Origin of the sequence: Streptomyces montanus, from assembly GCF_005786655.1 — a bacterium.
In the GTDB taxonomy this organism is placed as follows: domain Bacteria; phylum Actinomycetota; class Actinomycetes; order Streptomycetales; family Streptomycetaceae; genus Streptomyces; species Streptomyces sporangiiformans.
In genome coordinates this window covers 62,325-88,106 of sequence record NZ_VBZC01000006.1, presented here as the reverse complement: position 1 = coordinate 88,106, position 25,782 = coordinate 62,325, and the positions used below count along the sequence as shown (strand labels likewise).

Here is a 25,782-nt window from a genome sequence, read left to right as displayed (position 1 = left end):
GCCTGAGTTAAGCAAATCTTGCCCGCGCAGCACATGAAGCGGATGGAGACCGCCATGGACACCAGCACCCGGACCTCTGCGAACCCGGCGGACCCCACCGCTCCCGGCCCGCTCGCCTCCTTCGCCCGGTTCGTGCTGTGCGGCGGCGGTATCGGACTCCTCTCCAGCGGTGCTGTGGCGCTACTCGCCGGACTGATGCCCTGGACGGCGGCCAACGCCCTGATCACCGTCGGCTCCACTCTCCTCTGCACGGAACTGCACTCCCGCTTCACCTTCGGAACCGGGCAGCGCGCGGGATGGCGCCGGCACTGGCAGTCCGCGGGCTCGGCGACAGCCGCCTATGCCGTGACCACCGCCGCGATGCTCATCCTGCACATGGTGCAGCCGTCGCCCGGGATGCTCACCGAGCAGATCGTCTACCTCGGCGCCTCCGGCCTCGCGGGCATCGGCCGCTTCCTCGTCCTGCGCCTGTTCGTCTTCGCCACCGGCGGCAACCGCACCACAGCGCCGATACGGACGAAGAGCCCGACCCGAGTCCGTCAGCAGGCGAGCGGGACGGCCCCCTTGTCCATCCTGGCGCCCGCACCGGCATAGCCGGTTCAGTTCACCAAAAGATTGCTTGACTTAAGTAACACAATTCTGCTTGCCTAAGTCAAGCAATGAGCACAGCCACGAGCATCCCTTCGAGGGAGAGAGCGAGCCCATGAACATGGCCACGATGAAGTCCGTCCAGACCGCCGGCGTGCACAAGGTCGAGGTCGTCGACGTCGAGCGACCCGTACCCGGTCCGAAGGACGCCCTGGTCAGAATCCGAGCGTGCGGCATCTGCGGCACCGACGTCACCTTCCTGCACATGGGCGGCATGCCGGCCCAGGCCCACGCGGGCGGCGACATCGTCCCCGTACCGCTCGGCCACGAACCCGCCGGCGAGATCGTCGAGACCGGCGCCGAGGTCACGGGCCTGAAGGCCGGCGACCGCGTGGTGATCAACCCGCAGGACGCCCCGAGCGGCATCATCGGCTGCGGCGGCAAGTACGGCGGCATGAGCGAGTACCTGCTCGTCGAGAACGCCGAGGTCGGCAAGAGCGTCGCCGTCTTCCCCGACACCGTGCCCTTCGAGGTCGCCTCACTCAACGAGCCGATGGCGGTCGCCCGGCACTGCGTCAACCGCTCCGAGGCGGGGCCGGGCGACAAGGTCGTCGTCTTCGGTGCCGGGCCCATCGGTCTCGGCGCCGCGATCTGGCTCAAGCTGCGTGGCGTCGAGCACGTCGTCGTCGCCGACGTCATTCCCTCGCGTCTGGAGAAGGCGCTGGCTGTCGGTGCGGACGCCGTCATCAACTCCGCAACCGAGGACGTCACCGCCCGGCTGACCGAGTGGCACGGCCAGGCCGCCAACGCGCTCGGCCAGCCGCGCCCCGGCACCGACATCTACATCGACGCCGCCGGCGTCCCGGTCGTCTTCAACACCACCGTCAACGCCGCGAAGTGGGGCGCGAAGCTGGTCATGGTCGCCGTGCAGAAGAAGTCCGACGACATCGACCTCGGCGGCATGCTCCGCAGCGAGCTGACCCTCATCGCCTCCCAGGGCTACCCCACTGAGATCTTCGAGGTCACGCCCGAACTCGTCGAGCACCACGAGCGTTTCGCCAAGCTGATCAGCCACCGCGTCCCGTTCTCCGACGTCCACCGGGCCTTCGAGCTGACGCTCACTCCGGGCGCGGCGGAGAAGGTCGTCGTCAGCTTCGACACCGAGGACTGAGCACGCGGGTTCTTCTGCCGCCGACGGACGCCCCCGCCCCCGTCGGCGGCAGAAGAACCCGCGGCGGCCCACTCGCCCTCCCCTCACCGCCCCTCACGTCACCACCCGTCCCCTCAACCTCCCCTCGACCGCGTCCCCCTTCGCCCCCGCGTACAGGAATCCCCATGCCATGACCAGCAGCCCGCAGCAACTGCTGCGCAACCACCCGCGTGCCGTCGACTCCGCCGTGGCCGCCGCGGTCTTCGTGTGTTCCGTCCCGGGCAGCGTGTTCAGCCTCCCGGGCCGTGATCCGGGCGTCCCGTGGTGGCCCGGCGTCCTGCTGGCGGGCGCCTCGTGCGTCGCGTTGGTGTGGCGCCGCGACCGGCCCCGTACGACGGTGGTGGTGACCACTGTCTGCGGCGCGGGCATGGCCGCGCTCGGGTACTTCCTCACCGTTCTGCTGCCGGCGCCGCTCATGGTCGCGCTCCATTCCCTGGCCGCACGCACCCGTCGCAGAACGGCGAACTCCTTCGCCTGCGCCGCCATCGCCCTTCTGGTGGCGACGGAGCTGGCCGCCGGCCCCGGCGACGAACCGCTCGTCCTCCAACTGTTCAGTCCTGCCTGGCTGTTGCTGGCCACCTCGCTCGGCACCGCGAGCCGACTGCAGCGGGCCTGCCTGGAGGCCGTGCGGGCGCGCGCCGAGCACGCCGAGCGGACCCGGGAGGAAGAGGCACGGCGCCGGGTCGCCGAGGAGCGCATGCGCATCGCCCGGGACCTGCACGACGTCGTCGCGCACCACCTCGTCCTGGCCAACCTCCAGGCCGGTGCCGTCGCCCGGTACCTGCCCGCCCGGCCCGAGCAGGCGGAGGCGACCGCCGCCTGCCTCACCGAGACCACCGCATCAGCGCTGCGCGAACTCAAGGCGACCGTCGGGCTGTTGCGTCAGGCGGACGACACGGAGCAGCCCGCTTGCCCCGCCCCGGGCCTCGCTTCGCTCCCCGATCTGGCCGCCTCCTTCCACGGCGCCGGACTCAGGGTCACCGTCACCACCGTGGGTGCACCGCGCCCGCTCTCCGCCGGTGCGGATCTCACGGCGTACCGCATCGTGCAGGAGGCGCTCACCAACGTCACCAAGCACGCCTGCACCGGCACGGCCGAGGTGCGGCTCACCTTCTCCCGCGACCGGCTGAGCCTCACGGTCGCCAACGGCGGAACCCGGGCTCCGGCCGACTCCCGTTTCGTCAGCGGGGGTTACGGCCTCATCGGCATGCGTGAGCGCGCCGTCTCGGTCGGCGGGCGCCTCCATGCGGGCCCCCGTCCCCGAGGCGGATTCGAAGTCGTCGCCGAACTGCCACTGCCTCCCGTTCCGCCCGAGGAGCCCCACGGCGCCACGGATCTCCGCGTCCCATTGCACTGCCCCGTGGCGTGACCCTCGTGGCCCTCCCTGTGCTGACGTCTCGTTCAGGCTGTGCTGACCACCGCAGCTCTGCTCATCGGGCTGCGCAGCTGAGTCCCGGTCTCCAAGGCCGTTGAGTCTGCCGCACACGCCATCATCCAGCCCAACAAACCAAGACGACTCTGGGGGCCATGCCCGGCGAGATGAAGGATCTCGGCACGAGTTCGCCACTCTGGAACCCTCGTCCGTACCGGGCACGCCCGAATTCAGGGGTGGATCACCAGGCCATCTCACCGTGACGGTCGCGGAAGGTTCCCGTCGGTCCGTCCGCCCCGATGGCGGCGAGTTCGACGATCGCGTCGGTCCCCTCGGTCACTGTCTGCGGGCCGCTGTGCCCGTTGAAGTCGGTCGCGGTGTAGCCCGGGTCGGCCGCGTTCACCTTCACGTCCGGCCAGGACTTCGCGTACTGCGTGGTCAGCATGGTCACGGCAGCCTTCGACGCCGTGTAGAGCGGCGCGAGGTTCCTCGACTCGACGCGCTCTGCGTCGTGGGTGGCCGCGAACGATCCCATACCGCTGGACACATTGACGATGACCGGGCTCGCGGACTTGCGCAGCAAAGGCAGGAACGCGTGCGTCACCCGGACGATCCCGACGACATTGACCTCGAACACCTCACTGGCGTCAGCGGCCGTGATCTGGTCGGCGGGGCTGTGCGTCCCGAAGACGCCTGCGTTGTTGATCAGGACGTCGATGCCGCCCTCGCGGGCCTCGATATCGGCGGCGGCCGCAGCCACCGACGCGTCATCCGTCACATCGATCTGGACGAAACGGGCACCGAGTGCGTCGGCGGCCGACCGGCCGCGCTCCGGATCACGCGCACCGATGAGGACGCTGTGGCCGGCCTCGATCAAGCGGCGGGCGGTCTCATACCCGAGGGACTTGTTGGCTCCGGTGATGAATGTTGTGGTCATGCGTCCACTCTCGGCCCGTGACGAGAGGACAACCAGTGCTCTCCGTGACGGTAGGACAGCCAGTACCAGGCACGACGACGGCCCGGCGGACACAATGGCCGAGTGGACGAGACACTGGGCACGGCACTGCACCGCTGGCGCGACCGCCTTTCTCCCGCCGACGTCGGACTGACCTCACGGCCCGGACGACGTGCGGTGGGGCTGCGCCGCGAGGAACTGGCCGAACTCGCCGGGCTGTCGGTCGACTACGTGGTCCGCCTGGAACAGGGCCGCGCCAAAAGCCCATCGGCGCAGGTCGTCGCGAGCCTGACCAGGGCACTGCAACTGCAGCCGATGGAGCGCGATCACGCCTACCGGCTGGCCGGCCTCCTGCCTCCCCAGGAGGGAACGGTCTCCACGCATGTTCCGGCCGGGGTCCAACGGATGCTGGCCCGCCTCGGGGAGTTCCCCGTGGGCGTGTTCAGCGCCGACTGGACCTTGCTGTCCTGGACCCCCGCATGGTCAGTACTGATGGGCGACCCCAGCGCACGGACACACGACGAGCGCAACCTGGCACGAGCGGTCTTCGCCACAGGGCCCAGCCGGCTCGCGTCCTGGCCCGTGCTCCAGGACGACGACGCCCTGAAACTTGCCCTCGTCGCCGACCTGCGCACAGCTCTCATCGACTACCCCCGCGACCGCGGCCTGACCGACCTCGTCGAGGAACTGCGTTCGACCAGCGCGGAGTTCGCCCGTCTGTGGGACGAGGGCACGGTCGGCCCGCACGTCTCGGCCCGCAAGACCGTGGTACACCCCCAGGTGGGTGAGGTGATCTGCGACTGCGACGTGCTCACCGTCCCAGGCTGCGACATCCGACTCGTGGTCTACACGGTGGCCGCGGGTTCCGCCGATGCGGAAAGGCTGGAGTTCCTGCGGGTCACCAACGGCGTCCGCGCCGAGGGCTCCTCGCCTCCGGGGCCCGGTCTGTTCTCTACGCCGTAACGATCGGGCCGGGCGGATCTCGTCCAGCAAGCAGAGGTCAGGTCCGTCAGTGAAAACGACCGCTCACGGCTCTCATCATGGACGTGCGCCGACGCGACCGACGCGGTTGATTGGCGGTGGCCGGCCCGATACCGGCGAGGCGCCTGCGGTGGTCTCGCGCTCTGGCGAGTGCAGGCACCTCTGCTGCACTCATCAGGTCCCTCCGCCGCAGTCACCGTCGCGGCAACGTGATCGACCGGACAGCTCCTACGAGGCGCTCCAGCGGGGGTCGCGGCCGAGGTAACGCAGGAGGACCGCCACGTCGTCGTCGCCCTGCTCGGGGACCAGGGCGGCGACGTACGCGCCGCGGGGGCGCAGCGGCTCGACGATCTCCCTGGCGACCTTGAGGAGGGGGCGGGCCAGCTCGGGTGTGAGCGGCGACGGCCGGCCCGTCGCCACGGCGATGTCCCAGGCGTGGACCGCTGCGTCCAGCCCGCACGCCGCCGAGCCGGACCACGGGGACATCTTGTGCGGCGGCACCGGCGTGGGCACCTCGGCGGCGTCCCGGTCGACCCCCGCCCACGCCCTCGCCGCTCGTGCCAGGGCGTCCTCCAGGAACACCGCCGGGTCCACCCCCTCCATCTCGCCCGACGGGTCGAACGGGTTGAAGTCGGGGCCGGGTTCACCGGTCAGCGCGGCGGCGTAGCCGATCTGGTCGCCGACGGCGTGCTGGAAGACCTGGGCAACGGTCCAGCCCGCGCAGGGCGTCGGCAGGTGCCAGCCGTCGGCGGGGACGGCGCGGACCGCCGTGCGCAGTGCTTCGTGGGAGGCGTCCAGGACGTCCCAACCGCTGGAGACCATGCCATCGCTCATCGGAGAGCCCCCTTTCGTGGTGCCCTCACAGTGATGAATGTTGTTGTCATGCGTCCACTCTCGGCCCGTGACGACAGGAGAACCAGTGCCCTCCGCGACGAGAGGACTGCCAGTACCAGGCGCAACGGCTGTCCGGCCTGCGCCGGGGCCGGCCGACGAGTCCGGCCACGGCCGGAACCTGTCGAGCAGGGGCATCAGCTGCGTGACGTCGTTGCGGTTTCCGCCGGCCGGCGTCGTACAGACCGATCGTTCGGCGAGGCAAGGGGCGGCGGGGGCGAAACCGGGTTCCGTCGAACGCCGCAGCCCGCTCATCGGTTGAGCTGACGGGTCGGCCGTTTCACGTCAACATGCTGAACTCGACAGAGAAGGGTTCGGACGCACGCAGGCGAGTCACCGTCTTCGTCCGCGTCGGCGGCGTCGTCGGCGTCTGCTTCCGCACAGCCGCGATGGTCGCCGCGCGGGACGGCGGCGGATCGGAGTCGTGCCGCCGCACCAGGCCGGACTCGTAGGCGAAGACAACGGCCTGGACGCGGGCCCGCGCACCGATCTTGGTGAGGATCCTGGTGATGTGGGACTTGACGGTGGTCGGGGCGATGGACAGCCTCTCGGCGATCTCGGTGTTGGACCAGCCGGAGGCGACGCCGGTGAGCACGTCGCGTTCGCGCTCGGTGAGGGCGTCGAGCCGGTGTTGCGGCGTGGGAGGCCGGGCGGGGCGCGCTCGGACCACGTCGATGAGCCTGCGGGTCAGGCCGGGAGTGAGGACGGCGTCGCCGGCGGCCACTGTGTGGATGGCCGCGGTCAGTTCGCCGGGGGTGGCGTCCTGGGGGAGGAAGCCACCGGCTCCGGCGCGCAGGGCGGTGCAGGCGTACTCGTCGTGGCTGGTGGTGGTCAGGATCAGGACGCGCGCGGCGTGTCCTGATCGAGCGGGGTCGGGGTCGGGAACTCGGGCAAGGGCGTCGGACCGTGTGACGCGGCGGATGATCTCGGTGCCGTCCTCGTCGGGTATGCGGCCGTCCATCAGGACGACGTCGGGGAGGAGTTCGGCGCTCATGCGGACCGCTTCGGCCCCGGTGGCCGCTTCCCCGACAACGGTCAGGTCGGGCTGAGCGGCCAGGAGCATGCGGAGTCCACGGCGTTGCAGGGGCTGGTCGTTGACGACGAGGACGGTGGTCATGCCGGTGTTCTTCCTGTGGGTGGGTGTGGGGGGCGCGGTACCGGCGTCCTCACCGAGGACGCCGCGCGGGGCTCCGTACATGGCTCCGTACGGAACCGACGACGGAGCGATCGCGCGGGGGGGGAGGCTGGGGGCGAAGACTCGACAGCGGAGTCAGGGGAGGGGCGTGTGGCCGGAGGCGTGGGCGTACGTGTCAGACGCGGGGTGTCGTACGCGTCAGCCCCGGGGCGGGACCCGCCGCAACGGTTGCCAGGGGTAAGACCATCGCGTCATGGAGCTGGGGGGTGCGCAGGGTCGGGTGCCCGGTCATCGCGGCCCCCTTTCTGAACGAAACCGTTTCGTTCACCTTGGACAGCGACAGCGTAGCCCTGCCGCTATCGAAACGACACCGTTTCCTTTATGGTCTGGGTCACATGAGGGCGCCGAACGTCGGACCTCCGCGCTTCGGCGAACTGGGTGCCACCGTCGCGGTGTTGGGCCGCCACCAGGAGAAGCTCCGACAGAAACGTGCGATCCGGGCGAGCCAATATCTGTCGTCGCGAAATGAAATATCGACGCAGCACGCAGTGAAGGTTCCTTGCTTGACAGGCTGAGCAGATTCATTTATTGCAGCTTCCCGACCGTGCCGTGCTACTGTTGATCCCAGTTGCAGTTGTGGTTCCCGAAAACTTGCAAGTGCCCCCACCGGTTTCATGTAACGGTGGAGCTCTTTTTGTATCTCCGGATCTCATTTCCGGCGGGGTGATCATCACGGCGACGCGGAGTCCGCACAGGGCGAACTCCGAACACGCCCCGAAGGAGATTCAAAATGGCTACTGGCACAGTGAAGTGGTTCAACGCGGAAAAGGGATTCGGCTTCATCGAGCAGGAGGGCGGCGGCGCCGACGTCTTCGCGCACTACTCGAACATCGCCGCCCAGGGCTTCCGGGAGCTGCAGGAGGGCCAGAAGGTGAACTTCGACATCGCCCAGGGCCAGAAGGGCCCGACGGCCGAGAACATCGTCCCCGCCTGATACAGCGTTCACTTCGCAGCTGGGGCCCGCACCTTGGGTGCGGGCCCCAGCTCGCGTCATTTCAGGACTCTCAGGGCTGCCCCATTTTTTTACGGGAAATACCCTGCCCCGTGCTCCGGATGAAACTCTCCAGAGCCTCCCGAACGGAATGCTCAGCCTTACTGCCAGGATCGAGTCATTCTCCTCGGCGGCGCATCCCGTGGGCATTTTTGCCGATCTCATTCGGCCCCTCATCACCTCGGCTCGTTCTTGCGATTCTCCGCGCAGCGAATTCACAGCGGGAATTCCTTGGTACGTGCCCTATCAAGGAAGGTTCCGCATGAACCGCAATCGCACAAACGATCGCTTCGCCCGCTCTCGCACCGGAGGTTCCGGCGGACGGCGCGACAGCCGTTTCGGAGCTCCCGCCACCGGCCGCCCGAGTCGTTCGGGCGGTCCGAGCCGTCCGGAGCGTTACGGACGTCGACAGGCCGGTGCACAAGGCGAGTTCGCGCTGCCGAAGACGATCACCCCGGCATTGCCCGCCGTCGAGGCGTTCGCCGATCTCGCCATGCCTGCGCCGTTGCTGACCGCGCTCGGCCGCGAGGGCGTCTCCGTACCTTTCCCGATCCAGGCGGCGACCCTGCCGAACTCTCTCGCGGGCCGCGACGTACTCGGCCGGGGACGCACCGGTTCGGGCAAGACCCTCGCCTTCGGCCTTGCGCTGCTGGCCCGTACGGCCGGTCGGCGCGCCGAGCCACGGCAGCCGCTGGCCCTCGTCCTCGTGCCCACCCGCGAGCTCGCCCAGCAGGTCACCGACGCGCTCACTCCGTATGCCCGCGCCGTGAAGCTGCGGCTGGCCACCGTGGTCGGCGGGATGTCGATCGGCAGGCAGGCGGGCGCGCTGCGGGGCGGGGCGGAGGTCGTCGTCGCGACACCGGGCCGGCTCAAGGACCTCATCGACCGTGGCGACTGCCGGCTGAACCAGGTCGGCATCACCGTCCTCGACGAGGCCGATCAAATGACCGACATGGGCTTTATGCCCCAGGTCACCGCGCTGCTCGACCAAGTGCGGTCCGAGGGGCAGCGGATGCTCTTCTCGGCCACCCTGGACCGCAACGTCGACCTGCTGGTCCGCCGCTACCTGACCGACCCGGTGGTCCACTCCGTCGACCCGTCCGCCGGTGCGGTCACCACGATGGAGCACCACGTACTCCATGTGCACGGGGCGGACAAACATCAGACGACCACCGAGATCGCGGCGCGAGACGGCCGGGTGCTCATGTTCCTGGACACCAAGCACGCGGTGGACCGGCTGACCAAGCACCTGCTGAACAGCGGCGTCCGTGCCGCGGCCCTGCACGGCGGCAGGTCCCAGCCGCAGCGCACGCGAACCCTGGCCCAGTTCAAGACCGGGCATGTGACGGTGCTGGTGGCGACCAATGTCGCGGCGCGCGGTATCCACATCGACAACCTCGACCTGGTCGTGAACGTGGATCCGCCCAGTGACCCCAAGGACTACCTGCACCGTGGCGGGCGCACCGCACGGGCCGGCGAGTCCGGCAGCGTCGTCACCCTGGTGACACCCGACCAGCGGCGCGGCATGAGCCGACTGATGACTTCGGCCGGCGTCATGGCGCAGACCACCCAAGTGCGTTCGGGCGAGGCGGAGTTGAGTCGCATCACCGGCGCCCAGGCCCCCTCGGGTGTCCCGGTCACCATCACCGTGCCGGTCGTGGAACGCCCCCGCCGCGGCACCTCTTCTTCGTCCCGGGGCAGCCGCGGCCGCACCGACCGGGGCCGGCCCACCGGTGAGGCGGCGCGCCGCTCGACGCGGCGGCAGTCCTCCTCCACCTCTGCGGGCCGAAACACCTAGAGCCTGCGCGACCGCTCTCTCCAGCTGATCCACATCGCCCTGGTCGGCACGTTCTCCTCCTTCCCCCTGCGAGGCATCATGCGCTGCGTCATCGCCCGGTTTCCGTTCGACCTCTCCAAGAGCGGAGTGGTGGCCTCGATGAAGGGTGTCAAGCCCGAGATGATCACGGGTGAGTCCGTGATCATCGGCCGCCGTCACTACCCCGTCAAGCAAGTGGGCGAAGTCATCACCCGACAGGACCGCCGCGACTTCACCAGCAGGGAAGTCACCCGGGCCATGGCCCGCCTCGGCTTCACCTGCCGAAGCGGCCATGAGGCCGCACCCGTGCGCGCCCTCACTCCGTTGCAGAACGCGTCGGCGCTGCTGGGCAGCCCGGACTCCTTGGAGACATGAGGTCCGGCGAAAGCCGACACGAACATACGAAGGCCCTGCCGACGCGCGTCGGCAGGGCCTTCGTATGTTCTTAACAAGATACTTATGCCCCGGGTAGCTCAAAATCTACTCTCGCCAGAGTAGACATTGCTCTGCGGTGTAGTTAAGGTTCTTCTCGTAGACAAGGTCGAAGAACGGACAGAACGGAGGGAGCAGACGCCATCAGGATCGCCCGGCCCGAGAAACATTCGGCCCGGGTACCGCAAGACCCCGGAATGGAAGGTGGTCCCCGGTCAAGCAGCCGCGATCCCCGCATCCCCGCCCCTCTACCGGGCCGGGCAGCGGAAACAGAAGGTCGGCACAGCAGTAGGGCCGACAGATGGTGTTCAATTTCCTTCGGGGCCCTGGTGCCATACGGCACCAGGGCCCCTCGACGCGTTGCACAACGAGGTGACATGACAGCAGATACTCCGCTCAGCGGTCGTTTGGACGACGACGACTACCCCGCGTACACGATGGGCCGGGCCGCCGAGATGCTCGGCACCACCCCGGGGTTCCTCCGCGCCATCGGTGAGGCCCGTCTGATCACTCCGCTCCGCTCGGAGGGCGGGCACCGCCGGTACTCCCGCTACCAGCTGCGGATCGCCGCTCGCGCCCGCGAGCTCGTCGACAAGGGCACCCCGATCGAGGCCGCTTGCCGCATCGTCATCCTTGAGGACCAGCTGGAGGAGGCGCAGCGCATCAACGCCGAGTACCGCCGCGCCGCGAACGAAGCGTCCGACCGTTCCAGTTCTGGCTGATTCTGGCTGATTCCGACTCATTGTGACTGGGCGCGTGGGCCCGGGCCGGTCGGCTCGAAGCCCGCGAGGCGGCAGATCCGCCTGAGCGTCCCCCGGGCGCACAGGCCTATGCGAGGTTCAGAGGATCTGTGCAGGAGTCTCACAGGGACTCCACGAAGCCTTTCAAGAGCCTCGTTAGCGTGGCTGAAAGTTCGATTCCATATGCCAACGTGATCAGGCTACGGCCGGGGCGGGAGTCGGCGCAGTCAACTCAGGAAGACGACAGATGGACTACTGCTCCTCGTGCCGTCGGCATCTCAACGGCGCCCTGGTGTGTCCCGGGTGCGGCGCCTACGCTCCGGACATCGACCCGTCCGCCGCCGACGGCCGTAACCACCCGGCCCCGGTCGGGGCGCACGACGGCTCTCCCGGTGACATGGCCGAGGCCGGCGCGTACGACGCCTCCCACACCGGCCCGTTCGGCGGCCAAGCCGCACCGCAAGGAGGACGCGCGGCGCGGCGGCGCCAGTTGGCCCGCTGGAAGAAGAACAAGCGCCGGGCCGTGATGGCGACCGCCGTCGCGATCGTCGGGGGCGGTCTGACCATCTCCACGATGGACCGTCAGTCCACCGACCAGGCGCAGGCGGCCACCGCGCCGGAGCGCTCGGGCACGGGCGGCCCGGAGGAGCAGACGCCGGACCTCATCCTTCCGTCGTCGCCACGACCCGACACTCAGCGGTCCTCGCGCACTCCCTCCGCGCCGTCGCGCGCGGCCAGCCCTCCGCGTCGGCAGGCCCGGCCCGCCACGCCGACGAAGGCTGCGCCGGACGCGGCCGCCGCTCCCCGTCCGGCGCCGAAGTCGACCCCGCCGGCCCAGACGACCTCCGGGTCCTCCGGTGGAACAGAGCCCGACCGCTCCGACACCGCGCCGGAGACGGAGGAGCAGACGCCCGCACCCCCGGCCGACAACAGCAACGGCTCGGACTCGGGAACGTCTCAGACGAGCCCCACACCGACACCGACATCGACCCCGCAGCCGCCGGAGCTCTGTCTGCTCGTGGTGTGCCTCGGCGGCGGCTGACCGGCCCACATCTCCTACGGGGCGTCGATCAGATCGTGCGGCGGCACGGTCACCGTACGGACGCCGGACCTTGTCCCCCGGGTGTCGCGCAGACGGCCTCCGGGTCCGGAGCGGTGTCCGCTGCGGTGTCCGCTGCGATGCGCAGGGCCTCCACCAGCTCGCGGTACAGGGCGTCCGTCGCCAGCAGTTCCTCGTGGCTGCCCCGGGTGCGGATGCGGCCCGCCTCCATCACCACGATGGTGTCCGCGTCGATCACGGTCGACAGCCGGTGAGCGATGGTGACCACGGCACCGGTGCCGGCGCGGGAGCGGACACAGTCCTGGACGGCGGCCTCGGTCAGCCCGTCGAGCTGGGCGGTCGCCTCGTCCAGGAGCAGCACGTCGGGAGTACGCAACAGGGCACGGGCCAGGGCGATGCGCTGGCGTTCGCCGCCCGACACGGTCGTGGTGGACAGAGAGGTGTCGAGGCCGTCGTCGAGGGCGTCGACCTTCTCTGCCAGCCGGACGTCGCGCAGGACCCGGCGCAGTTCCTCGTCCGTCGCGTCCGGGCGGGAGAGCAGCAGGTTGTCGCGGATGGTCCCGGGCACGATCGGGGTGTCCTGCTCCACGTACGCCAGTCGGGCCCGGATCTCGTCGTGGGTGTGGTCGCGGTACGGGCGGCCGTCCACGAGCAGTTCGCCCTTCGTCGGCTCCAGGAAGCGCAGGATCAGGGAGAAGAGGGTCGTCTTGCCCGCTCCGGACGGCCCGACGATCGCGGTGTGCCCGCGCCGGGGGACGGCCAGTTCGATGCCCTGGACCGCCGGTTCGGCGTCCGGGCCGTACGCCGCGGTGACCTCGCGCAGCTGCAGTACGGGCACGTCGTCCCGGCCTCTCGGGCCGGCTCCCGCGGGTGCCGGGCGGGCGAGGTCCTCGGTCTGCAGGTCCTCGGTCTGCAAGTCGTCGGTCTGCCGGATGCGTTCCGCGGCGGCGATGCCGCCTTGCAGCGCGGTGACGTTCTGGCTGAGCTCGCCGATCGGTTCCATGAGTCCGAACGCGTACAGCAGGAAGGCGATCAGGCTGGACACCTCCAGGTGCCCCTCGCCGACCCGCCAGGCCCCCACTCCCAGGATCGCGATGATCGCCAGCTGTATGCCGGACCCCGCGATCGTCCAGGCCAGCGCCTCGCGGCGGATCGCGCGGACCCCGTACTCGGCCGACGCGCGCGCGTCGGCCACGATCCGCTCGGCCGTACGGTCCTCGGCGCGGCTCACCTTCACGGTCCGGATGGCGCGCAGCGTGCCCTCCAGCACGCCGCCGAGCAGCCCGATGTGCTCCTGTGCCTGCCGCTGAGCCGTGGCGATCCCGGGCATCAGGACCGCGAACAGCACGCCGATCAGCACCACCGCGGCCATGGTGGTGCCGAGCAGCACGATGTCCAGGACGCCCATCAGGACGAGGGTTCCCAGCAGCATGACCGTCCCGTTGAGCAGGCCGACCAGAGCGCCGGTGGCGGCCTCGCGCAGCAGCACCGTGTCCGAGGTGACGCGGGTGACGAGCTCGCCGGTCGGGCGCCGGGTGACGGCGGGCACGGTGGCCCGCAGGAAACGCCGCACCATCGACTCGCGGGCCTCCAGGACCACGCGCTCCCCCAGTGATCCGAGCAGGGTCCACTGCCGGTACGAGACGACACTGCCGACCACGAGCAGGACCAGGAGGCCGCCCACGGGACGGCTCAGCGATGACGATCCGCCCAGCGCGTCGAGCACCCACTTCGTGACCATCGGCGTGGCCAGCCCCAGCGCCGATCCCGCCAGGGCCAGGAGCAGGGCCCGGACCAGCGCGCGCCGGTGCGGCCGGGCGAACGACCACAGGATCCGCAGCCGGGGCAACGTCTCGTCCTGCGAGGATGTCTTGGGAACGACCATGTCTCCGAGTGGAACATCAATGTTCCACAAGGGGCAAGCGAATTTCAGTCAGGTACGGCGGGGTACCGTATGCCCATGGGAGACGACAGCGCGTCGGCCACCGAGACCGCGGTGACCGAGACCGCGGTGAGCAAGACCGTGGTGACCGAACCCGCGGTGGCCGAGAGCGGGACGCGCGCGCGGACGCGGCGCGCGATCCTCGACGCCGCCGTCGCCCTCCTCTCCACCGACCAGACCGCGTCGCTGGGCGATGTCGCGGCGGCCGCCGGGGTGGGACGCACCACCGTCCACCGCTATTTCCCCGAACGGTCCGATCTGCTGGCGGCCATCGGCGCGGACATCCTGGACAGGGTCGCGGCGGCGACCGAGCGCGCCCGGCTCGACGACGGCCCGGCCTCGAACGCCCTGGAGCGCCTCTGCCAGGAGTTCTTCGAACTCGGCGACCGCCTCACGCTGATGTTCGACGTGCCGCAGTTCATGAGCTGGGACGGCTGGGAGGAGGAGACCGCCGCCGACAGCGCGCTCCTGCGCCTCGTCGACCGCGGCCGCGCGGAGGGCACCCTCGACCCCGAGATGAGTGCCGAGTGGGTCCAGAACGTGCTGTGGTCCCTGCTGTACTCGGCCTGGGAGCACGCCCGCAGCCATGGAGCGCCCAAGCACGCCGCCCTGACCCTGTGCCTGCGCACGCTCAGGAAGGCCGTCGCCCCCTGACGTGGGGAGTTCGCCGGTTCAGAACTCGGCCACGCGGCCCGTGCCCGGCCGGTACATGGCGAGGGCCCAGATCACGAACAAGTCGATCGCGATCATGATCACCGACCAGACCGGGGCGTACGGCAGGAACAGGAACTGGGCGACCAGGCTCAGCGAGGCGAAGAGGATGCCGACGTACCGTGCCCAGTCGGCGCCCCTGAGGACGCCCGCTCCGGTGAGCGCGACGCAGACACCGATGACCAGGTGGATCCAGCCCCATCCGGTGAGGCCGATCCGGTAGACGTAGTCGCCGACACCGCCGTACACGTTGTCATCGTCGGCGATCGCGGCGATGCCCTGGAGCACGGCCAGTACGCCGTTGCAGAGCATGAGGACGCCCGCGAAGACGACGCCGCCCGTCACCCAGCCGGGGGACGTGGAGGGGCGGGTCCGGGGCTGCTGTATCGCACGGGTCATGAGGGACTCCCGTTCGTCGTCCCGTACGTCGTCCGCGCACGGGTTTCGAGCTTCGGCCCGGGCCGACCGCACCGCCATCCGTGTGCGGCCGTTCGGGTGAGCGGCGCCGGCGCCGTCCCACCAGGGCCCTCCGGCCCGGCGTGCGCGGGCGGGACGGCGGCCCTTCACTGGAGGCCCGGAGGCCTGGAGGGGGTTGGGGGCAACGTAGGGGCGACCTGTGGAGGAACCCATGGCCCAGGCGCGAGCCCGCGGGATCTCGCCGTGACGGGGCGGGAGGCCGGGCCGGACGACCGCCCCTTCCCCCCTACGCCATGGCAGGTCACGCGGCCCTGGCTGATCCAGGGCGGCCTCGTGGCGGCCATGGTCGCCGGGTACTTCCTGCTCCCGCTCGACCCCCTGGGACCCCACCGTCCCGCCCTGAGCTGGACCGTGTTCGGCCTCGCGCTGCTTCTCGTGGCCCTCCTGCTCCTCCGGCAGGTCCGGGACGTCCTCGTGAACCGCCCGCAGGCCCGCCCGGGAGTGGTCATCCCGCTCCTGATGTGCCTGTCCGTTCTCGTCTTCTCAGCCGGCTACTACTCACTCGCCAAGCAGCCCGGCGAGTTCAGGGGCCTCGCGACACGGACGGACGCCCTGTACTACACCACGGTCACGCTCGCCACCGTCGGCGGGGACATCACCCCGGAAGGACAGGCGGCACGGGTGGTCACGGTCGTACAGGTCCTCTACAGCTTCGTGTTCCTCACCGCCGCCGCCACCGCGCTGACCCGCCATGTACGCAATCAGGTGATCCGCAGCCGGCAACGCGACCGGCAGGGAAGGGGTTGATCGCAGGCCCCGGGCGGTGCGGCCGGGTGACGTGCGCACGGCGCGTCGCGCGGGCTTCAGTCGGTGATGTACCAACTGCCCTTGAGGTACTCCAGGGTGTAGCTGCCGAGGTCGCTCTCGGAGAAGGTGGCGGAGGACCTGACCGCCTCGACCGGCATCTCGACCTTGTCCGGCGTGCGCACGACGACGCGCTGCGGGTCGACCGTCGCCGTCTGCAGAGCCTTCTTCTGCGCGGGCGAGATCATCTGGAAGACGACGGCGTACGTCGACTTGCACGGACCGAACCCCTGGTCCTGCGCCTTCTTCGCCGCAGGCCCGGCCACCTCGCACACCGTGTCGATGTCCTCCCGGCCCAAGGCGTGGAGGTACTGCTCGTACCGCTGGATCGCCCCCTCCTTCGTCCTGGGCACGGGCTGTTCCCCGGACGGATCCGCCGGCGGCTTGTTTTCGGCAGGCCCGCAAGGGTCGTCGGTGAATACGCCTGGGAGTTGACGCTTCGGGTACGGGCCCATCGGCCCGTTGAACCCGTTCACGTGTGCCTGCGCGCCCCACCACCCGGCGTACCCCCACCAGGGCTCGCGGTCGACGGGACGGACGTGGTCCCACGTGTGCCACTCGACGCCGCCCTCGGTGGTCCGGTCGAACGTGGCGAGCACCCGGTGGTATCCAGTGGTCGGGTAGGAACCGTGTGAACCACGCGCCGAGTACACCGTCGGATGCCCGTCGCTCGTTTTCAGGTCCGACCACTTCACGCTGCAGGGATTGTTGCCGTGCTTGGCGAACGTCACCGCCTCCGGCTTGCCGTCGCGCAACTGGACCGCGACGCGCTCCCAGTCGCCCTCGTGCCTGTTGCCCGGGGACAGTTTGTTGTACGGGTAGAAGAACCAGTACACGTACGCCGTGCGCGCCGGGTCGGTCTTGTGCTTGTGGTGCTCCCAGTAGACCGGCGCGCCGGGGCCTTCGCCCTTCCGCACCTCCGTCGGCGGGTCGAGATAGAAACCGGCGCCGACCTCGGTCGCGGCGTGTACCTGGCCCCCGTGCCCGGGGCAGGACATGGGCTTCGACGACGGTTTCCCCAGCTCCACGTCCTGGTGATGGTAGGGGTCGGTGGTACGCAGGCCCAACCGCCGTGGGTCGACCGGGTCAGCCACCGGCTCCTCGTCACGGCAGAAGCCACCATCGTGGTCGAAGCGCAGCACGGACCGCCCGATGAATCGCGTCGCGTCCATCGGCATCACCGACTCCTTCTTGGCGAGCCGCACCAGCGGCGCGAACCGGGCGGCCGCGGCCGCGGACGCCTGCGAAGGCTCCGCGCCCGTGTACTCCTTCGGCTCGTCCGGACCGCACGCCACCAGCGCCACGGAGGCCGACACCGCCACGCTCACCATCGCCCGCACCCGTACTCGTACCCGCACCGGGTCCCCCTCCAGTCCGCCCATCACCAGCCGACAGCACGTCAGGACATCACGCAGAATCCGGCAGTACGGTTCCCCGCCGGCTCGTGGCCTCGGAGCGGTTGGCCAACCGCGTCTCAGGCGATCGCGTAGTCGTTGAGGGCCGGTTCGAGAAGGTCGAAGGCGCGAGCCGCTTCCTTCGCGACGGTCTTGGCGATCTCGTCGTTGGTGTGTCCGGCCAGGGTCAGGTCCTGGATGCGTTGGAACAGGACGCGGTGCACGGCGCCGAGCAGCCCGGCGGCCGTGCGGACGGTGATGTCGTCCGGCTGCGCGCCGACGGCCTCGGCGAGTGCCTCGGCCAGCGCCTGTTCGCGCCGGTCGTGCAGGCTGCGCAGGCACGTCGACAGGGTGGGGCTGTCGGTGATCATGCGGGAGAAGTCGGGGCCGGCGAATCCCGCGACCGGGTCCTGCGCCGCGACGGCGGCCTCGAAGGCGCGGCGAAGCGCCGCGAGGGCGGACTCGCCGGGGCGGCGGGCGGCCACGGCGCGCGCCAGTGTGGCGCTGAACTCGTCCTGGTGGTCGAGGGCCAGGTCCTCTTTGCGCGCGAAGTAGTTGGTCACCGTCTTCTTCGCGACGCGGGCGGCCGCGGCGATCTCGGCGATGGTCGTGTTCTCGAATCCCTGCTCGATGAACAGCCGCGTCGCGTGGTCGGAGATCAGCTGTCGCGTCTCCTGCTTCTTGGCTTCTCGCAGGCCCAGCGGCGCGTCGGCGCTCGCTGTCGTGGCGCCCGCTGCGGCGTTCGTCTCGGTCTCCATGAGGAGAATCTTACCTCCGTAGTAAAAATATGTTTACAGCACGGAGCGCCTGGAGATAAAGTTACTACCGACGCAAAATTACCCCGAAGGGAAGTAGTGCATGCGAAGGCTCGACCTCAACAAGTCCCAGTCCGGCCCGACCCTCGACGCGCTCCCGCGCCGCCGCCGCGACGCATGGCGCCCATCGCAGGCCCGCGCCACGCGCTTCCCGCAGCCGGCCCTCCACGCACGCCGCGGTATTCCACGGCGTGGCGCCCGCTGACGGCCGCCCGGCACACGCCGAGCTCCGCAGGACGCGACATCGCCCAGCCATCGCCCCGCCCGCCAGCCTGGAAAGGAACCCCCTTTGAGGATCACCGCCTCCACCGTCTCCCTCACGGTCGAAGACGTCGCCGCCTCGCGCACCTTCTTCACCGAGCACCTCGGCTACCGGGAGCAGGCCGCGGCCGACGGATTCGCCTCCCTCACCCGTGACGACGCCGCCGTCGACATCGTCCTGCTCCGGCGGGGCATCGACGTCCTGCCCCCGGACCAGCGCGACCAGCACGCCCGCGGCCTGATCCTCGCCTTCACCCTGGACGCCGGCCTCGAAGCCGAGGAGAAACGCCTGCGCTCCGAAGGCGTCGACATCACGATGCCCCTGCGCGAAGAGCCCTGGGGAGAACGCCTGTTCCAGGTCACCGACCCCAACGGAGTCGTCGTCCAGTTCGTCGAGTGGACCGCGTCGGACGACGCCTGACCCGCTGGAACCATGCGCCGCCCGGACGGAGCCAGGTACTCCTCACGGGCGAGACGGCAAGGCCACAGGGCGTCGTCGGTACTACGCGCACAAGGCGACGTACTGCGTTCTCAGTAGCCGGGATTGTCGGCAGGCGCACGACGACGCGGAGGGTCCGGTCTCGGGAGTCTTGGGGCGTCCCCGAGACCACAGATGTGGAGACCTCCGTCATGGCTACCTTCCTGTATCGACTGGGCCGTCTGGCCTTCCGGCGGCGCTGGCCCGTCGCCTTGCTGTGGGTTGCGGTGCTGGCCGCCGTCGGCTTCGGCGCGGCCAAAGCGCCCGCGGCGGGCGACGACGGGTTCACGATGCCCGGTATCGAGTCCCAGAAGGCGTTCGACCTGATGGAGGAGCGCTTCCCCGGCTCCGCGGCCGACGGTGCGAGTGCCCAGCTCGTCTTCGTCGCCCCGGACGGGCAGAAGGTCACCGCCACCGAGAACCGGGCGGTGATCGAGAAGCTCGTGGACGAGGCGGGCGACGGGTCCCAGGTCTCCAATGCGGTGGACCCGTTCCAGGCGAAGGCGGTGAGCAAGGACGGCACGATCGCGTACGCGACCGTCACCTACAAGGTGAAGGCCGACGATCTCACCGACGCCGACAAGACCCATCTGGAGCACGCCATCGACGAGGCCCGTGACGCGGGTCTGACCGTCGAGGTCGGCGGGGACGCGCTGGCCACCCAGCCCTCGGCGGGCGGCGCGGCCGAGGCGATCGGCATCGCCATCGCGGCCGTCGTCCTGCTGATCACCTTCGGTTCACTGGCCGCCGCCGGCCTCCCGCTGCTGATCGCCGTCCTCGGCGTCGGCGTCAGCATGGCCTCCATCCTGGCCCTGTCCAGCACCTTCGGCCTCTCCTCGACGACCGGCACGCTGGCCACCATGCTCGGACTCGCCTGCGGCATCGACTACGCCCTGTTCGTCGTCTCCCGCTACCGCGAGGAACGCGCCAACGGCCACACACCGCAGGAGGCGGCGGGCCTCGCCGCCGGCACCGCCGGTTCGGCGGTCGTGTTCGCCGGGCTGACCGTCGTCATCGCGCTCGCCGGACTGTCGGTGGTCGGCATCCCGATGCTCACCAAGATGGGTCTGGCCGCCGCGGGCGCGGTCGTCGTCGCCGTCCTCGTCTCGCTGACCATGGTCCCGGCCCTGCTCGGCTTCTGGCCCAACGCCGTACTGTCACGCGCCGCCCGCAGGAGCGGACGGATCAAGGAGGGTGACGAGAACAACGGAGGCAGCCGCTGGGCCCGTTTCGTCCTGCGCCGCCCCGTCCCCGTGCTCCTCGCCGGCATCGCGGGCCTCGGAGTGATCGCCCTGCCGATGACGAACCTCCAGCTGGGCATGCCCGGCAACGAGGCCAAGCCCACCTCGACGACCGAGCGCCGCGCGTACGACGCCCTCGCCGAAGGCTTCGGCCCCGGCTTCAACGGGCCCCTCGCCATCGTCGTCGATGCCAAGGACGCCGAGGACCCCAAGGCCGCCGTCGACTCGATCACCAAGAAGATCGGCGCCACCGAGGGGGTCGTCTCCGTCTCGCCGGCCCGGTTCAACCCGGCGGGTGACACCGCCGTCTTCTCCGCCGTCCCGGCCACCAGCCCCACCGACGAGAAGACCAAGGACCTGGTCACCGCCATCCGTGACGAACGCCCGGCGATGGAGTCCACCACCGGAGCGACCTTCTCGGTCACCGGCACCACCGCCGTCAACATCGACGTGGCCCAGAAGGTCCAGAGCGCGCTGATCCCCTACCTCGCGGTCGTGGTCGGCCTGGCCGTCGTGCTCCTGCTGCTGGTCTTCCGCTCGATCCTGGTGCCGCTGAAGGCAGCACTCGGCTTCCTGCTCTCGGTCCTCGCGGCCCTCGGCGCGGTCGTCCTGGTCTTCCAGCAGGGCCACGGCGCCGAACTCCTCGGCGTGGAGCAGACCGGCCCGATCATGAGCCTGATGCCGATCTTCCTGGTGGGTATCGTCTTCGGTCTCGCCATGGACTACGAGGTCTTCCTGGTCTCCCGGATGCGGGAGGCGTACGTCCACGGGGACCGGCCCGGCCAGGCGATCGTCACCGGCTTCCGCCACAGCGCCCGGGTCGTGGTCGCCGCCGCGCTGATCATGATGGCGGTCTTCTCCGGGTTCATCGGCGCCGGCGAGTCCATGATCAAGATGATCGGCTTCGGCCTCGCCATCGCGGTCCTGTTCGACGCCTTCGTGGTCCGCATGGCGATCGTGCCCGCGATCCTCGCCCTGCTCGGCGACAAGGCCTGGTACCTGCCCCGCTGGCTGGCCCGGCTGCTGCCCCGCGTCGATGTCGAGGGAGAGGCCCTGAGCCACCGGGCCTCCGCCACCGCACCCCCGGCCGACCTGCCCGAGCCCTCTCAGGACCCCGGCTCGGAGCCCGCCTCGGATCCCGTACCGGTCCGCTCCTAGGCCACCGCCCGCCACCGCCCGCCACCGCGGGCCTGGGCTGCCGCTGCCGCCCGGGCCCGCGGAGGACCGCGCACCACGTACCACCACGTACCACCCCGTACCACCAACGCGCACCCGTCCACCCCAACGAACGCGGCGAACGCGGCATGGCCGACGCCGTCCTGCACGCCCTCGGCGCCTCGTGATGCGCCCCGCCGCCACCGTCGACACGCACCTCCGCCCAGGCTCACGGCACCGACAGCCGTGGCCCACAGACCGGGACCGCTGAGAAGCGGCAGCGGTCCCGCCGCGCCGAGCCCGTGGGGACGGGGAACGGCGCACAAGCTCCCGGGCCCGTTCCCCCGGGCCCGGGAGCACCCAGGAATCCCACGCACCCGATGCACCCGACGCACTCGATGCGATCCGACGCGACGACAAGGACGACGCCCTGAGAAGCCCCTGGGCGGCCCTGTCCGCATCGTGTTGAATCGGCGCCCACGGCCGGCCCCACCTGGCGGCGGCTCCCGCCCCCCTGACAGCACCTCCCCCTCCGAACCTTCACCCTCCGAACCTTCGCCCTTCACGGCCGGGACTTGCTTAACTTAATCAACTAACTTACCTTTGGCTGAGTCGCACAGACCTGCCCGCCCACACGGAGGCTCGACCATGTCCCACGCACACGCCCGACCCGACGGCACCGGGACGTCCGGCCCGCCGCGGACGAACACCGTCGTGGCGGTCCTCGCCTTCGGCGGGATCGTGGTCGCGCTGATGCAGACCCTGGTGATCCCGCTGGTCCCGGAGCTCCCCCAGCTCCTGAACGCCCCGGCGTCGGACACCGCCTGGGCCGTCACCGCCACGCTGCTCGCCGCCGCCGTCGCCACCCCGGTCATGGGCCGGCTGGGAGACATGTACGGCAAGCGCCGCATGCTCCTGGTCAGCCTCGTCATGCTGGTGGCCGGGTCGGTCACGGCCGCCCTCAGCGAGTCACTGACGCCCATGATCGTCGGGCGCGCGCTACAGGGTCTGGCGTCCGGTGTCATCCCACTCGGCATCAGCATCATGCGCGACGAGCTGCCCGCCGAACGGCTCGGCTCCGCCACCGCGCTGATGAGCGCCTCACTCGGCGTGGGCGGCGCCCTGGGCCTGCCGGCCGCCGCGCTCATCGCCGACAACTTCGACTGGCACATGCTGTTCTGGGCCTCGGCCGGCCTGGGCGCCCTCGCCTTCCTGTGCGTACTGGCCCTCGTGCCGGAGTCCAAGGTGCGTACCGGTGGCCGCTTCGACCTGGTGGGCGCCGCGGGCATGGCGGCGGGGCTGGTGTGCCTGCTGCTGGCGATCTCCAAGGGAGCCGACTGGGGCTGGAGCAGCAACACGACCCTCGGCCTGTTCGCGGCGTCCGTCATCGTCCTGCTGGTGTGGGGCTGGTGGGAGCTGCGGATCAAGGAGCCACTGGTCGACCTGAGGACCACCGCGCGCCGTCAGGTGCTGGTCACCAACCTGGCGTCGATCGCGCTCGGCTTCGGCATGTTCGCGATGTCGCTCGTCCTTCCGCAGCTCCTGCAGTTGCCTGAAGCGACCGGTTACGGACTGGGCAAGTCGCTGCTCGTCGCAGGCCTGGTCATGGCGCCTTCCGGCCTGGTGATGATGGCCACGGCCCCGGTCTCCGCCGCCGTCTCGAAGGCCAAGGGTCCGAAGGTGACCCTGATGATCGGCGCCCTGATCGTGGCCGCCGGCTACGGCCTGAACATCGTGCTGATGGACGAGGTCTGGCACTTCGTGACGGTCTCCTGCATCATCGGCGCCGGCATCGGCTTCACCTACGGTGCGATGCCCTCGCTCATCATGGGCGCCGTGCCCCCGTCCGAGACGGGTGCCGCCAACAGCCTCAACACCCTGATGCGGTCCATCGGCACGTCGACCGCCAGCGCGGTCGCCGGCGTCATCCTCGCCCAGATGACCACCCGCTTCGGCACGATCGCCCTGCCCTCCAAGGACGGCTTCCGCACCGTGCTGGCCATCGGTGCGGGCGCGGCGCTCCTCGCCTTCGTGGTCGCCGCCTTCATTCCGCGCCAGCGCCCGCTCGCGGCCGCCTCGGCGGCGACCGAGTCCGGGGAGCCGTCCACGTCCCCGGCCGAGGCCGCCGCCGCACCGGCCGTGACCGCCGCCGGGCAGGAGGAGAAGAAGGAGGAGAAGCAGGAGGTGTCGGCCTCGTCGGTCGCCGCCCCGCAGTCCGGCCGGGCCCGCCCGGAGCCGGTGGCGGCCTCCGTGACGGCGGCCGAGCGCCATGGGACGAGCGGGTTCGCCGGTGGCGGGACACCGGTCACCGGTTACGTTCGCGGTGCGGAGAGCACGCCCGTGGGCGGGGCCGCGGTGACGCTGATCTCGCTCGAAGGGCAGCAGCTGGGCCGGTCGGTCGCGCACGGCGACGGCTCGTACGGCGTGGACGCGCCGGGCGCCGGTTCGTACGTCCTGATCGCCGCCGCGGACGGCTTCCAGCCGCAGGCGTCCACGGTCGTCGTCGCCGACGCGCCACTGACGTACGACATCCTGCTGAGCGGCACGAGCGGCCTGACCGGTGCGGTGCGGTCCGCGGACAGCGGGGCGCCGGTCACCGGGGCCGTGGTCATCGTGACCGACGTACGCGGCGACGTTCTGGCCACCGGCCAGACCGACGCCCTGGGTGAGTTCGCCTTCTCCGACCTGGTGCCGGGCACGGTGACCCTCGCGGTCAACTCCCCCAAGCACCGTCCTCTGGCCCGGCCCGTCGAGGTCGGCGGCGCCGGTGTCACGCGGGTGGAGGTCGAGCTCCGGGCCGGGGCCCATGTGCGCGGCAGGGTCCGCGGGGCGGGCCTGCCGCTGAGCGACGCGCGGGTCACGCTGGTCGACGCGGCGGGCAACGTGGTCGCCACGACGACGACCGGCCACGACGGGGCGTACGCCTTCTCCGACCTGGACAGCGGGGAGTACACGGTCATGGCGACCGGCTACCCGCCGAAGGCGACCGGTGTGACCGTCCCCGGCGGTGGGATCGACGATCACGACATCGAACTCACCCACCCCGGCGAGTAGTCCACCGAGCCCCGGCCCCCGGACGGCGCCCTGAGCGGCGGGACAGCGTCCGCGGGCCGGCGGGAGGAAGGGCCTCCGGCGCGCAAGACCACGGGACGCTGCCGCAGTTGTGACCGAGGGCCGGCGGCGACCTAGACGGAGTCAGGGACGGGTGCTGCCCGGACGGGCATGAAGATGAGCGCCACCAGCGCCAGGCCCAGCACGGCGCCCAGGATCTGGGCGCCGATGAACGCCGCGACCGAACCCGGCGCGATGCCCGCGAAGGTGTCGCTGAAGGCACGGCCGATCGTCACCGCCGGGTTGGCGAACGAGGTGGACGAGGTGAACCAGTAGGCGGCGCCGATGTAGGAGGCGACGGCCACGGGTGCGAACCGCAGGCGGTCCGTGCGGGCCAGGCCGAAGATCAGCAGGATGAGGCCGGCGGTGGCAACGACCTCGCCGAGCAGCAGATGCCCCGCCGAACGCTCGTGCCCGGACCACTTCACCAGCGGCTCGCCGAACATCGCGTTCGCCAGGACCGCCCCCACGATCGCGCCGACGACCTGGGCGGGCACGTACACGGCCGCCTCTCGCGCGGTGACTCCGGCGCCGCCGCGCCGCGCGGTCCACCACTCGGCCAGGGTCACGGCGGGGTTGAAGTGCGCGCCGGAGACCGGGCCGAGCAGGGTGATCAGGACGCCGAGACCGAAGACGGTGGCCAGGGAGTTGGCCAGCAGCTGCAGGCCGACGTCCTGGGTCAGCTCGGTGGCCTGGATGCCGGAGCCGACGACGACCGCCACCAGGCCCGCGGTACCGACCAGTTCGGCGGCGGCCCGGGCGACCAGGGGCGCGCGGGGCGGAGTGGCCCCCGGCGCGGGCCGGGACTCCTCGGTGATCGCGAGTGCTTCGGTGCGGGTCATGGGCAGGCCCTCTTGTTGCCGGCGGTGGTACGAGCGGACTCGGCGAGGTCGGCGAACTGGCCGGCCAGCCGGTCGATGACGTCCGGACACAGCTTGTAGTACGTGAACCGGCCGCACGGCTCGGTCTCGACGAACCCGGCCTCGCGCAACACGCGCAAGTGGTTGGAGAGGTTGGTCTGCCGAGCGCCGGTCTCCTCCACGAGGTGGGTGGTGCACAGCGTCTCGCGGGCGAGCAGGGTCACGATCCGGAGCCTGAGGGGGTCGCCCAGCACCCGGATCAGATCAGTGTCGGCTGACGTCATCATGGACTGATACTCTCA

Annotated in this window: 24 protein-coding genes; 15 read left to right on the top strand and 9 right to left on the bottom strand. The window is 70.5% G+C overall.

Annotated elements, in window-relative coordinates:
- Positions 1-54 precede the first annotated feature (54 nt).
- From FE633_RS06845 to FE633_RS06835, 3 genes are all read left to right on the top strand, one after another.
- Entirely contained in the window at positions 55-594 is a 540-nt protein-coding gene (locus tag FE633_RS06845) for a GtrA domain-containing protein (protein ID WP_246113471.1), read from the top strand.
- A 115-nt stretch (positions 595-709) separates the two neighbouring features.
- Positions 710-1,759, top strand: a complete 1,050-nt coding sequence (locus tag FE633_RS06840) for a zinc-dependent alcohol dehydrogenase (RefSeq protein ID WP_138044319.1) — start codon at positions 710-712, stop codon at positions 1,757-1,759.
- A gap of 169 nt (positions 1,760-1,928) precedes the next feature.
- Positions 1,929-3,167, top strand: coding sequence for a sensor histidine kinase (locus FE633_RS06835; protein ID WP_138044193.1), 1,239 nt, complete (start codon positions 1,929-1,931; stop codon positions 3,165-3,167).
- 244 nt (positions 3,168-3,411) lie between these two features.
- On the opposite strand, the gene FE633_RS06830 is transcribed toward FE633_RS06835, so the two are convergent.
- A complete protein-coding gene (locus FE633_RS06830) occupies positions 3,412-4,107 on the bottom strand; it encodes an SDR family NAD(P)-dependent oxidoreductase (protein WP_138044192.1) in 696 nt (231 codons plus the stop codon).
- Between the two features lie 102 nt (positions 4,108-4,209).
- Here FE633_RS06830 and FE633_RS06825 point away from each other — a divergent pair, with 102 nt between their 5' ends.
- Positions 4,210-5,088, top strand: a complete 879-nt coding sequence (locus tag FE633_RS06825) for a helix-turn-helix transcriptional regulator (RefSeq protein WP_138044191.1) — start codon at positions 4,210-4,212, stop codon at positions 5,086-5,088.
- Positions 5,089-5,334: 246 nt separating this feature from the next.
- On the opposite strand, the gene FE633_RS06820 is transcribed toward FE633_RS06825, so the two are convergent.
- A complete protein-coding gene (locus FE633_RS06820; RefSeq protein ID WP_138044190.1) occupies positions 5,335-5,940 on the bottom strand; it encodes a TIGR03086 family metal-binding protein in 606 nt (201 codons plus the stop codon).
- Positions 5,941-6,277: 337 nt separating this feature from the next.
- Complete coding sequence (locus tag FE633_RS06815; protein WP_138044318.1) at positions 6,278-7,114, bottom strand: LuxR C-terminal-related transcriptional regulator; 837 nt, start codon at positions 7,112-7,114, stop codon at positions 6,278-6,280.
- A gap of 808 nt (positions 7,115-7,922) precedes the next feature.
- Between FE633_RS06815 and FE633_RS06810 the strand changes: the two genes are divergently transcribed.
- The 5 genes from FE633_RS06810 (at position 7,923) to FE633_RS06790 (ending at position 12,213) form a co-directional block, all read left to right on the top strand.
- Complete coding sequence (locus FE633_RS06810) at positions 7,923-8,126, top strand: cold-shock protein (RefSeq protein ID WP_138044189.1); 204 nt, start codon at positions 7,923-7,925, stop codon at positions 8,124-8,126.
- 319 nt (positions 8,127-8,445) lie between these two features.
- Complete coding sequence (locus FE633_RS06805; RefSeq protein WP_138044188.1) at positions 8,446-9,981, top strand: DEAD/DEAH box helicase; 1,536 nt, start codon at positions 8,446-8,448, stop codon at positions 9,979-9,981.
- A gap of 78 nt (positions 9,982-10,059) precedes the next feature.
- Positions 10,060-10,374, top strand: a complete 315-nt coding sequence (locus FE633_RS06800) for an SCO5918 family protein (RefSeq protein WP_138044187.1) — start codon at positions 10,060-10,062, stop codon at positions 10,372-10,374.
- Between the two features lie 434 nt (positions 10,375-10,808).
- A complete protein-coding gene (locus FE633_RS06795; protein WP_138044186.1) occupies positions 10,809-11,153 on the top strand; it encodes a helix-turn-helix domain-containing protein in 345 nt (114 codons plus the stop codon).
- A gap of 265 nt (positions 11,154-11,418) precedes the next feature.
- A complete protein-coding gene (locus FE633_RS06790) occupies positions 11,419-12,213 on the top strand; it encodes an SCO2400 family protein (RefSeq protein ID WP_138044185.1) in 795 nt (264 codons plus the stop codon).
- A gap of 49 nt (positions 12,214-12,262) precedes the next feature.
- Here the strand turns inward: FE633_RS06790 and FE633_RS06785 are convergent, their stop codons facing one another.
- Positions 12,263-14,116 (bottom strand): ABC transporter ATP-binding protein, encoded by a 1,854-nt coding sequence (locus FE633_RS06785; protein WP_246113470.1) that lies wholly within the window; start codon positions 14,114-14,116, stop codon positions 12,263-12,265.
- Positions 14,117-14,191: 75 nt separating this feature from the next.
- Between FE633_RS06785 and FE633_RS06780 the strand changes: the two genes are divergently transcribed.
- Positions 14,192-14,827 carry a TetR/AcrR family transcriptional regulator gene (locus FE633_RS06780; protein WP_171059837.1) on the top strand — a complete coding sequence of 212 codons (636 nt, stop codon included), beginning with the start codon at positions 14,192-14,194 and terminating at the stop codon, positions 14,825-14,827.
- An 18-nt stretch (positions 14,828-14,845) separates the two neighbouring features.
- Here the strand turns inward: FE633_RS06780 and FE633_RS06775 are convergent, their stop codons facing one another.
- A complete protein-coding gene (locus FE633_RS06775) occupies positions 14,846-15,283 on the bottom strand; it encodes a DUF7144 family membrane protein (RefSeq protein WP_171059836.1) in 438 nt (145 codons plus the stop codon).
- A 360-nt stretch (positions 15,284-15,643) separates the two neighbouring features.
- Here FE633_RS06775 and FE633_RS06770 point away from each other — a divergent pair, with 360 nt between their 5' ends.
- A complete protein-coding gene (locus tag FE633_RS06770; protein WP_138044314.1) occupies positions 15,644-16,108 on the top strand; it encodes a potassium channel family protein in 465 nt (154 codons plus the stop codon).
- A gap of 56 nt (positions 16,109-16,164) precedes the next feature.
- On the opposite strand, the gene FE633_RS06765 is transcribed toward FE633_RS06770, so the two are convergent.
- Together FE633_RS06765 and FE633_RS06760 are read right to left on the bottom strand one after the other, a co-directional pair.
- Entirely contained in the window at positions 16,165-17,523 is a 1,359-nt protein-coding gene (locus FE633_RS06765) for a hypothetical protein (protein WP_246113469.1), read from the bottom strand.
- Between the two features lie 116 nt (positions 17,524-17,639).
- Positions 17,640-18,317 (bottom strand): TetR/AcrR family transcriptional regulator, encoded by a 678-nt coding sequence (locus tag FE633_RS06760; protein ID WP_138044184.1) that lies wholly within the window; start codon positions 18,315-18,317, stop codon positions 17,640-17,642.
- A gap of 100 nt (positions 18,318-18,417) precedes the next feature.
- On the opposite strand from FE633_RS06760, the gene FE633_RS47040 reads away from it, so the two are divergent.
- The 4 genes from FE633_RS47040 (at position 18,418) to FE633_RS06745 (ending at position 24,563) form a co-directional block, all read left to right on the top strand.
- Positions 18,418-18,579, top strand: coding sequence for a hypothetical protein (locus tag FE633_RS47040; protein WP_171059835.1), 162 nt, complete (start codon positions 18,418-18,420; stop codon positions 18,577-18,579).
- 84 nt (positions 18,580-18,663) lie between these two features.
- Positions 18,664-19,056 (top strand): VOC family protein, encoded by a 393-nt coding sequence (locus FE633_RS06755; RefSeq protein ID WP_138044183.1) that lies wholly within the window; start codon positions 18,664-18,666, stop codon positions 19,054-19,056.
- A gap of 209 nt (positions 19,057-19,265) precedes the next feature.
- Positions 19,266-21,512 carry an MMPL family transporter gene (locus FE633_RS06750; protein WP_138044182.1) on the top strand — a complete coding sequence of 749 codons (2,247 nt, stop codon included), beginning with the start codon at positions 19,266-19,268 and terminating at the stop codon, positions 21,510-21,512.
- Between the two features lie 645 nt (positions 21,513-22,157).
- Entirely contained in the window at positions 22,158-24,563 is a 2,406-nt protein-coding gene (locus FE633_RS06745; RefSeq protein ID WP_138044181.1) for an MFS transporter, read from the top strand.
- Between the two features lie 131 nt (positions 24,564-24,694).
- Here the strand turns inward: FE633_RS06745 and FE633_RS06740 are convergent, their stop codons facing one another.
- Both FE633_RS06740 and FE633_RS06735 read right to left on the bottom strand, forming a co-directional pair.
- Positions 24,695-25,462, bottom strand: coding sequence for an aquaporin (locus FE633_RS06740; protein WP_138044180.1), 768 nt, complete (start codon positions 25,460-25,462; stop codon positions 24,695-24,697).
- Positions 25,459-25,767, bottom strand: coding sequence for an ArsR/SmtB family transcription factor (locus FE633_RS06735; RefSeq protein ID WP_138044179.1), 309 nt, complete (start codon positions 25,765-25,767; stop codon positions 25,459-25,461). The genes FE633_RS06740 and FE633_RS06735 overlap by 4 nt, the downstream gene beginning before the upstream one ends.
- Positions 25,768-25,782 lie beyond the last annotated feature (15 nt).

Bases quoted from the DNA above. Each gene is read 5' to 3' on its own strand.
- FE633_RS47040 (WP_171059835.1), top strand. From the start codon at position 18,418: ATGCGAAGGCTCGACCTCAACAAGTCCCAGTCCGGCCCGACCCTCGAC.
- FE633_RS06740 (WP_138044180.1), bottom strand. From the start codon at position 25,462: ATGACCCGCACCGAAGCACTCGCGATCACCGAGGAGTCCCGGCCCGCG.
- FE633_RS06760 (WP_138044184.1), bottom strand. From the start codon at position 18,317: ATGGAGACCGAGACGAACGCCGCAGCGGGCGCCACGACAGCGAGCGCC.
- FE633_RS06835 (WP_138044193.1), top strand. From the start codon at position 1,929: ATGACCAGCAGCCCGCAGCAACTGCTGCGCAACCACCCGCGTGCCGTC.
- FE633_RS06820 (WP_138044190.1), bottom strand. From the start codon at position 5,940: ATGAGCGATGGCATGGTCTCCAGCGGTTGGGACGTCCTGGACGCCTCC.
- FE633_RS06735 (WP_138044179.1), bottom strand. From the start codon at position 25,767: ATGATGACGTCAGCCGACACTGATCTGATCCGGGTGCTGGGCGACCCC.
- FE633_RS06840 (WP_138044319.1), top strand. From the start codon at position 710: ATGGCCACGATGAAGTCCGTCCAGACCGCCGGCGTGCACAAGGTCGAG.
- FE633_RS06815 (WP_138044318.1), bottom strand. From the start codon at position 7,114: ATGACCACCGTCCTCGTCGTCAACGACCAGCCCCTGCAACGCCGTGGA.
- FE633_RS06745 (WP_138044181.1), top strand. From the start codon at position 22,158: ATGTCCCACGCACACGCCCGACCCGACGGCACCGGGACGTCCGGCCCG.
- FE633_RS06780 (WP_171059837.1), top strand. From the start codon at position 14,192: ATGGGAGACGACAGCGCGTCGGCCACCGAGACCGCGGTGACCGAGACC.
- FE633_RS06795 (WP_138044186.1), top strand. From the start codon at position 10,809: ATGACAGCAGATACTCCGCTCAGCGGTCGTTTGGACGACGACGACTAC.
- FE633_RS06810 (WP_138044189.1), top strand. From the start codon at position 7,923: ATGGCTACTGGCACAGTGAAGTGGTTCAACGCGGAAAAGGGATTCGGC.
- FE633_RS06830 (WP_138044192.1), bottom strand. From the start codon at position 4,107: ATGACCACAACATTCATCACCGGAGCCAACAAGTCCCTCGGGTATGAG.
- FE633_RS06775 (WP_171059836.1), bottom strand. From the start codon at position 15,283: ATGACCCGTGCGATACAGCAGCCCCGGACCCGCCCCTCCACGTCCCCC.
- FE633_RS06805 (WP_138044188.1), top strand. From the start codon at position 8,446: ATGAACCGCAATCGCACAAACGATCGCTTCGCCCGCTCTCGCACCGGA.
- FE633_RS06845 (WP_246113471.1), top strand. From the start codon at position 55: ATGGACACCAGCACCCGGACCTCTGCGAACCCGGCGGACCCCACCGCT.
- FE633_RS06800 (WP_138044187.1), top strand. From the start codon at position 10,060: ATGCGCTGCGTCATCGCCCGGTTTCCGTTCGACCTCTCCAAGAGCGGA.
- FE633_RS06790 (WP_138044185.1), top strand. From the start codon at position 11,419: ATGGACTACTGCTCCTCGTGCCGTCGGCATCTCAACGGCGCCCTGGTG.
- FE633_RS06770 (WP_138044314.1), top strand. From the start codon at position 15,644: ATGGTCGCCGGGTACTTCCTGCTCCCGCTCGACCCCCTGGGACCCCAC.
- FE633_RS06785 (WP_246113470.1), bottom strand. From the start codon at position 14,116: ATGGTCGTTCCCAAGACATCCTCGCAGGACGAGACGTTGCCCCGGCTG.
- FE633_RS06750 (WP_138044182.1), top strand. From the start codon at position 19,266: ATGGCTACCTTCCTGTATCGACTGGGCCGTCTGGCCTTCCGGCGGCGC.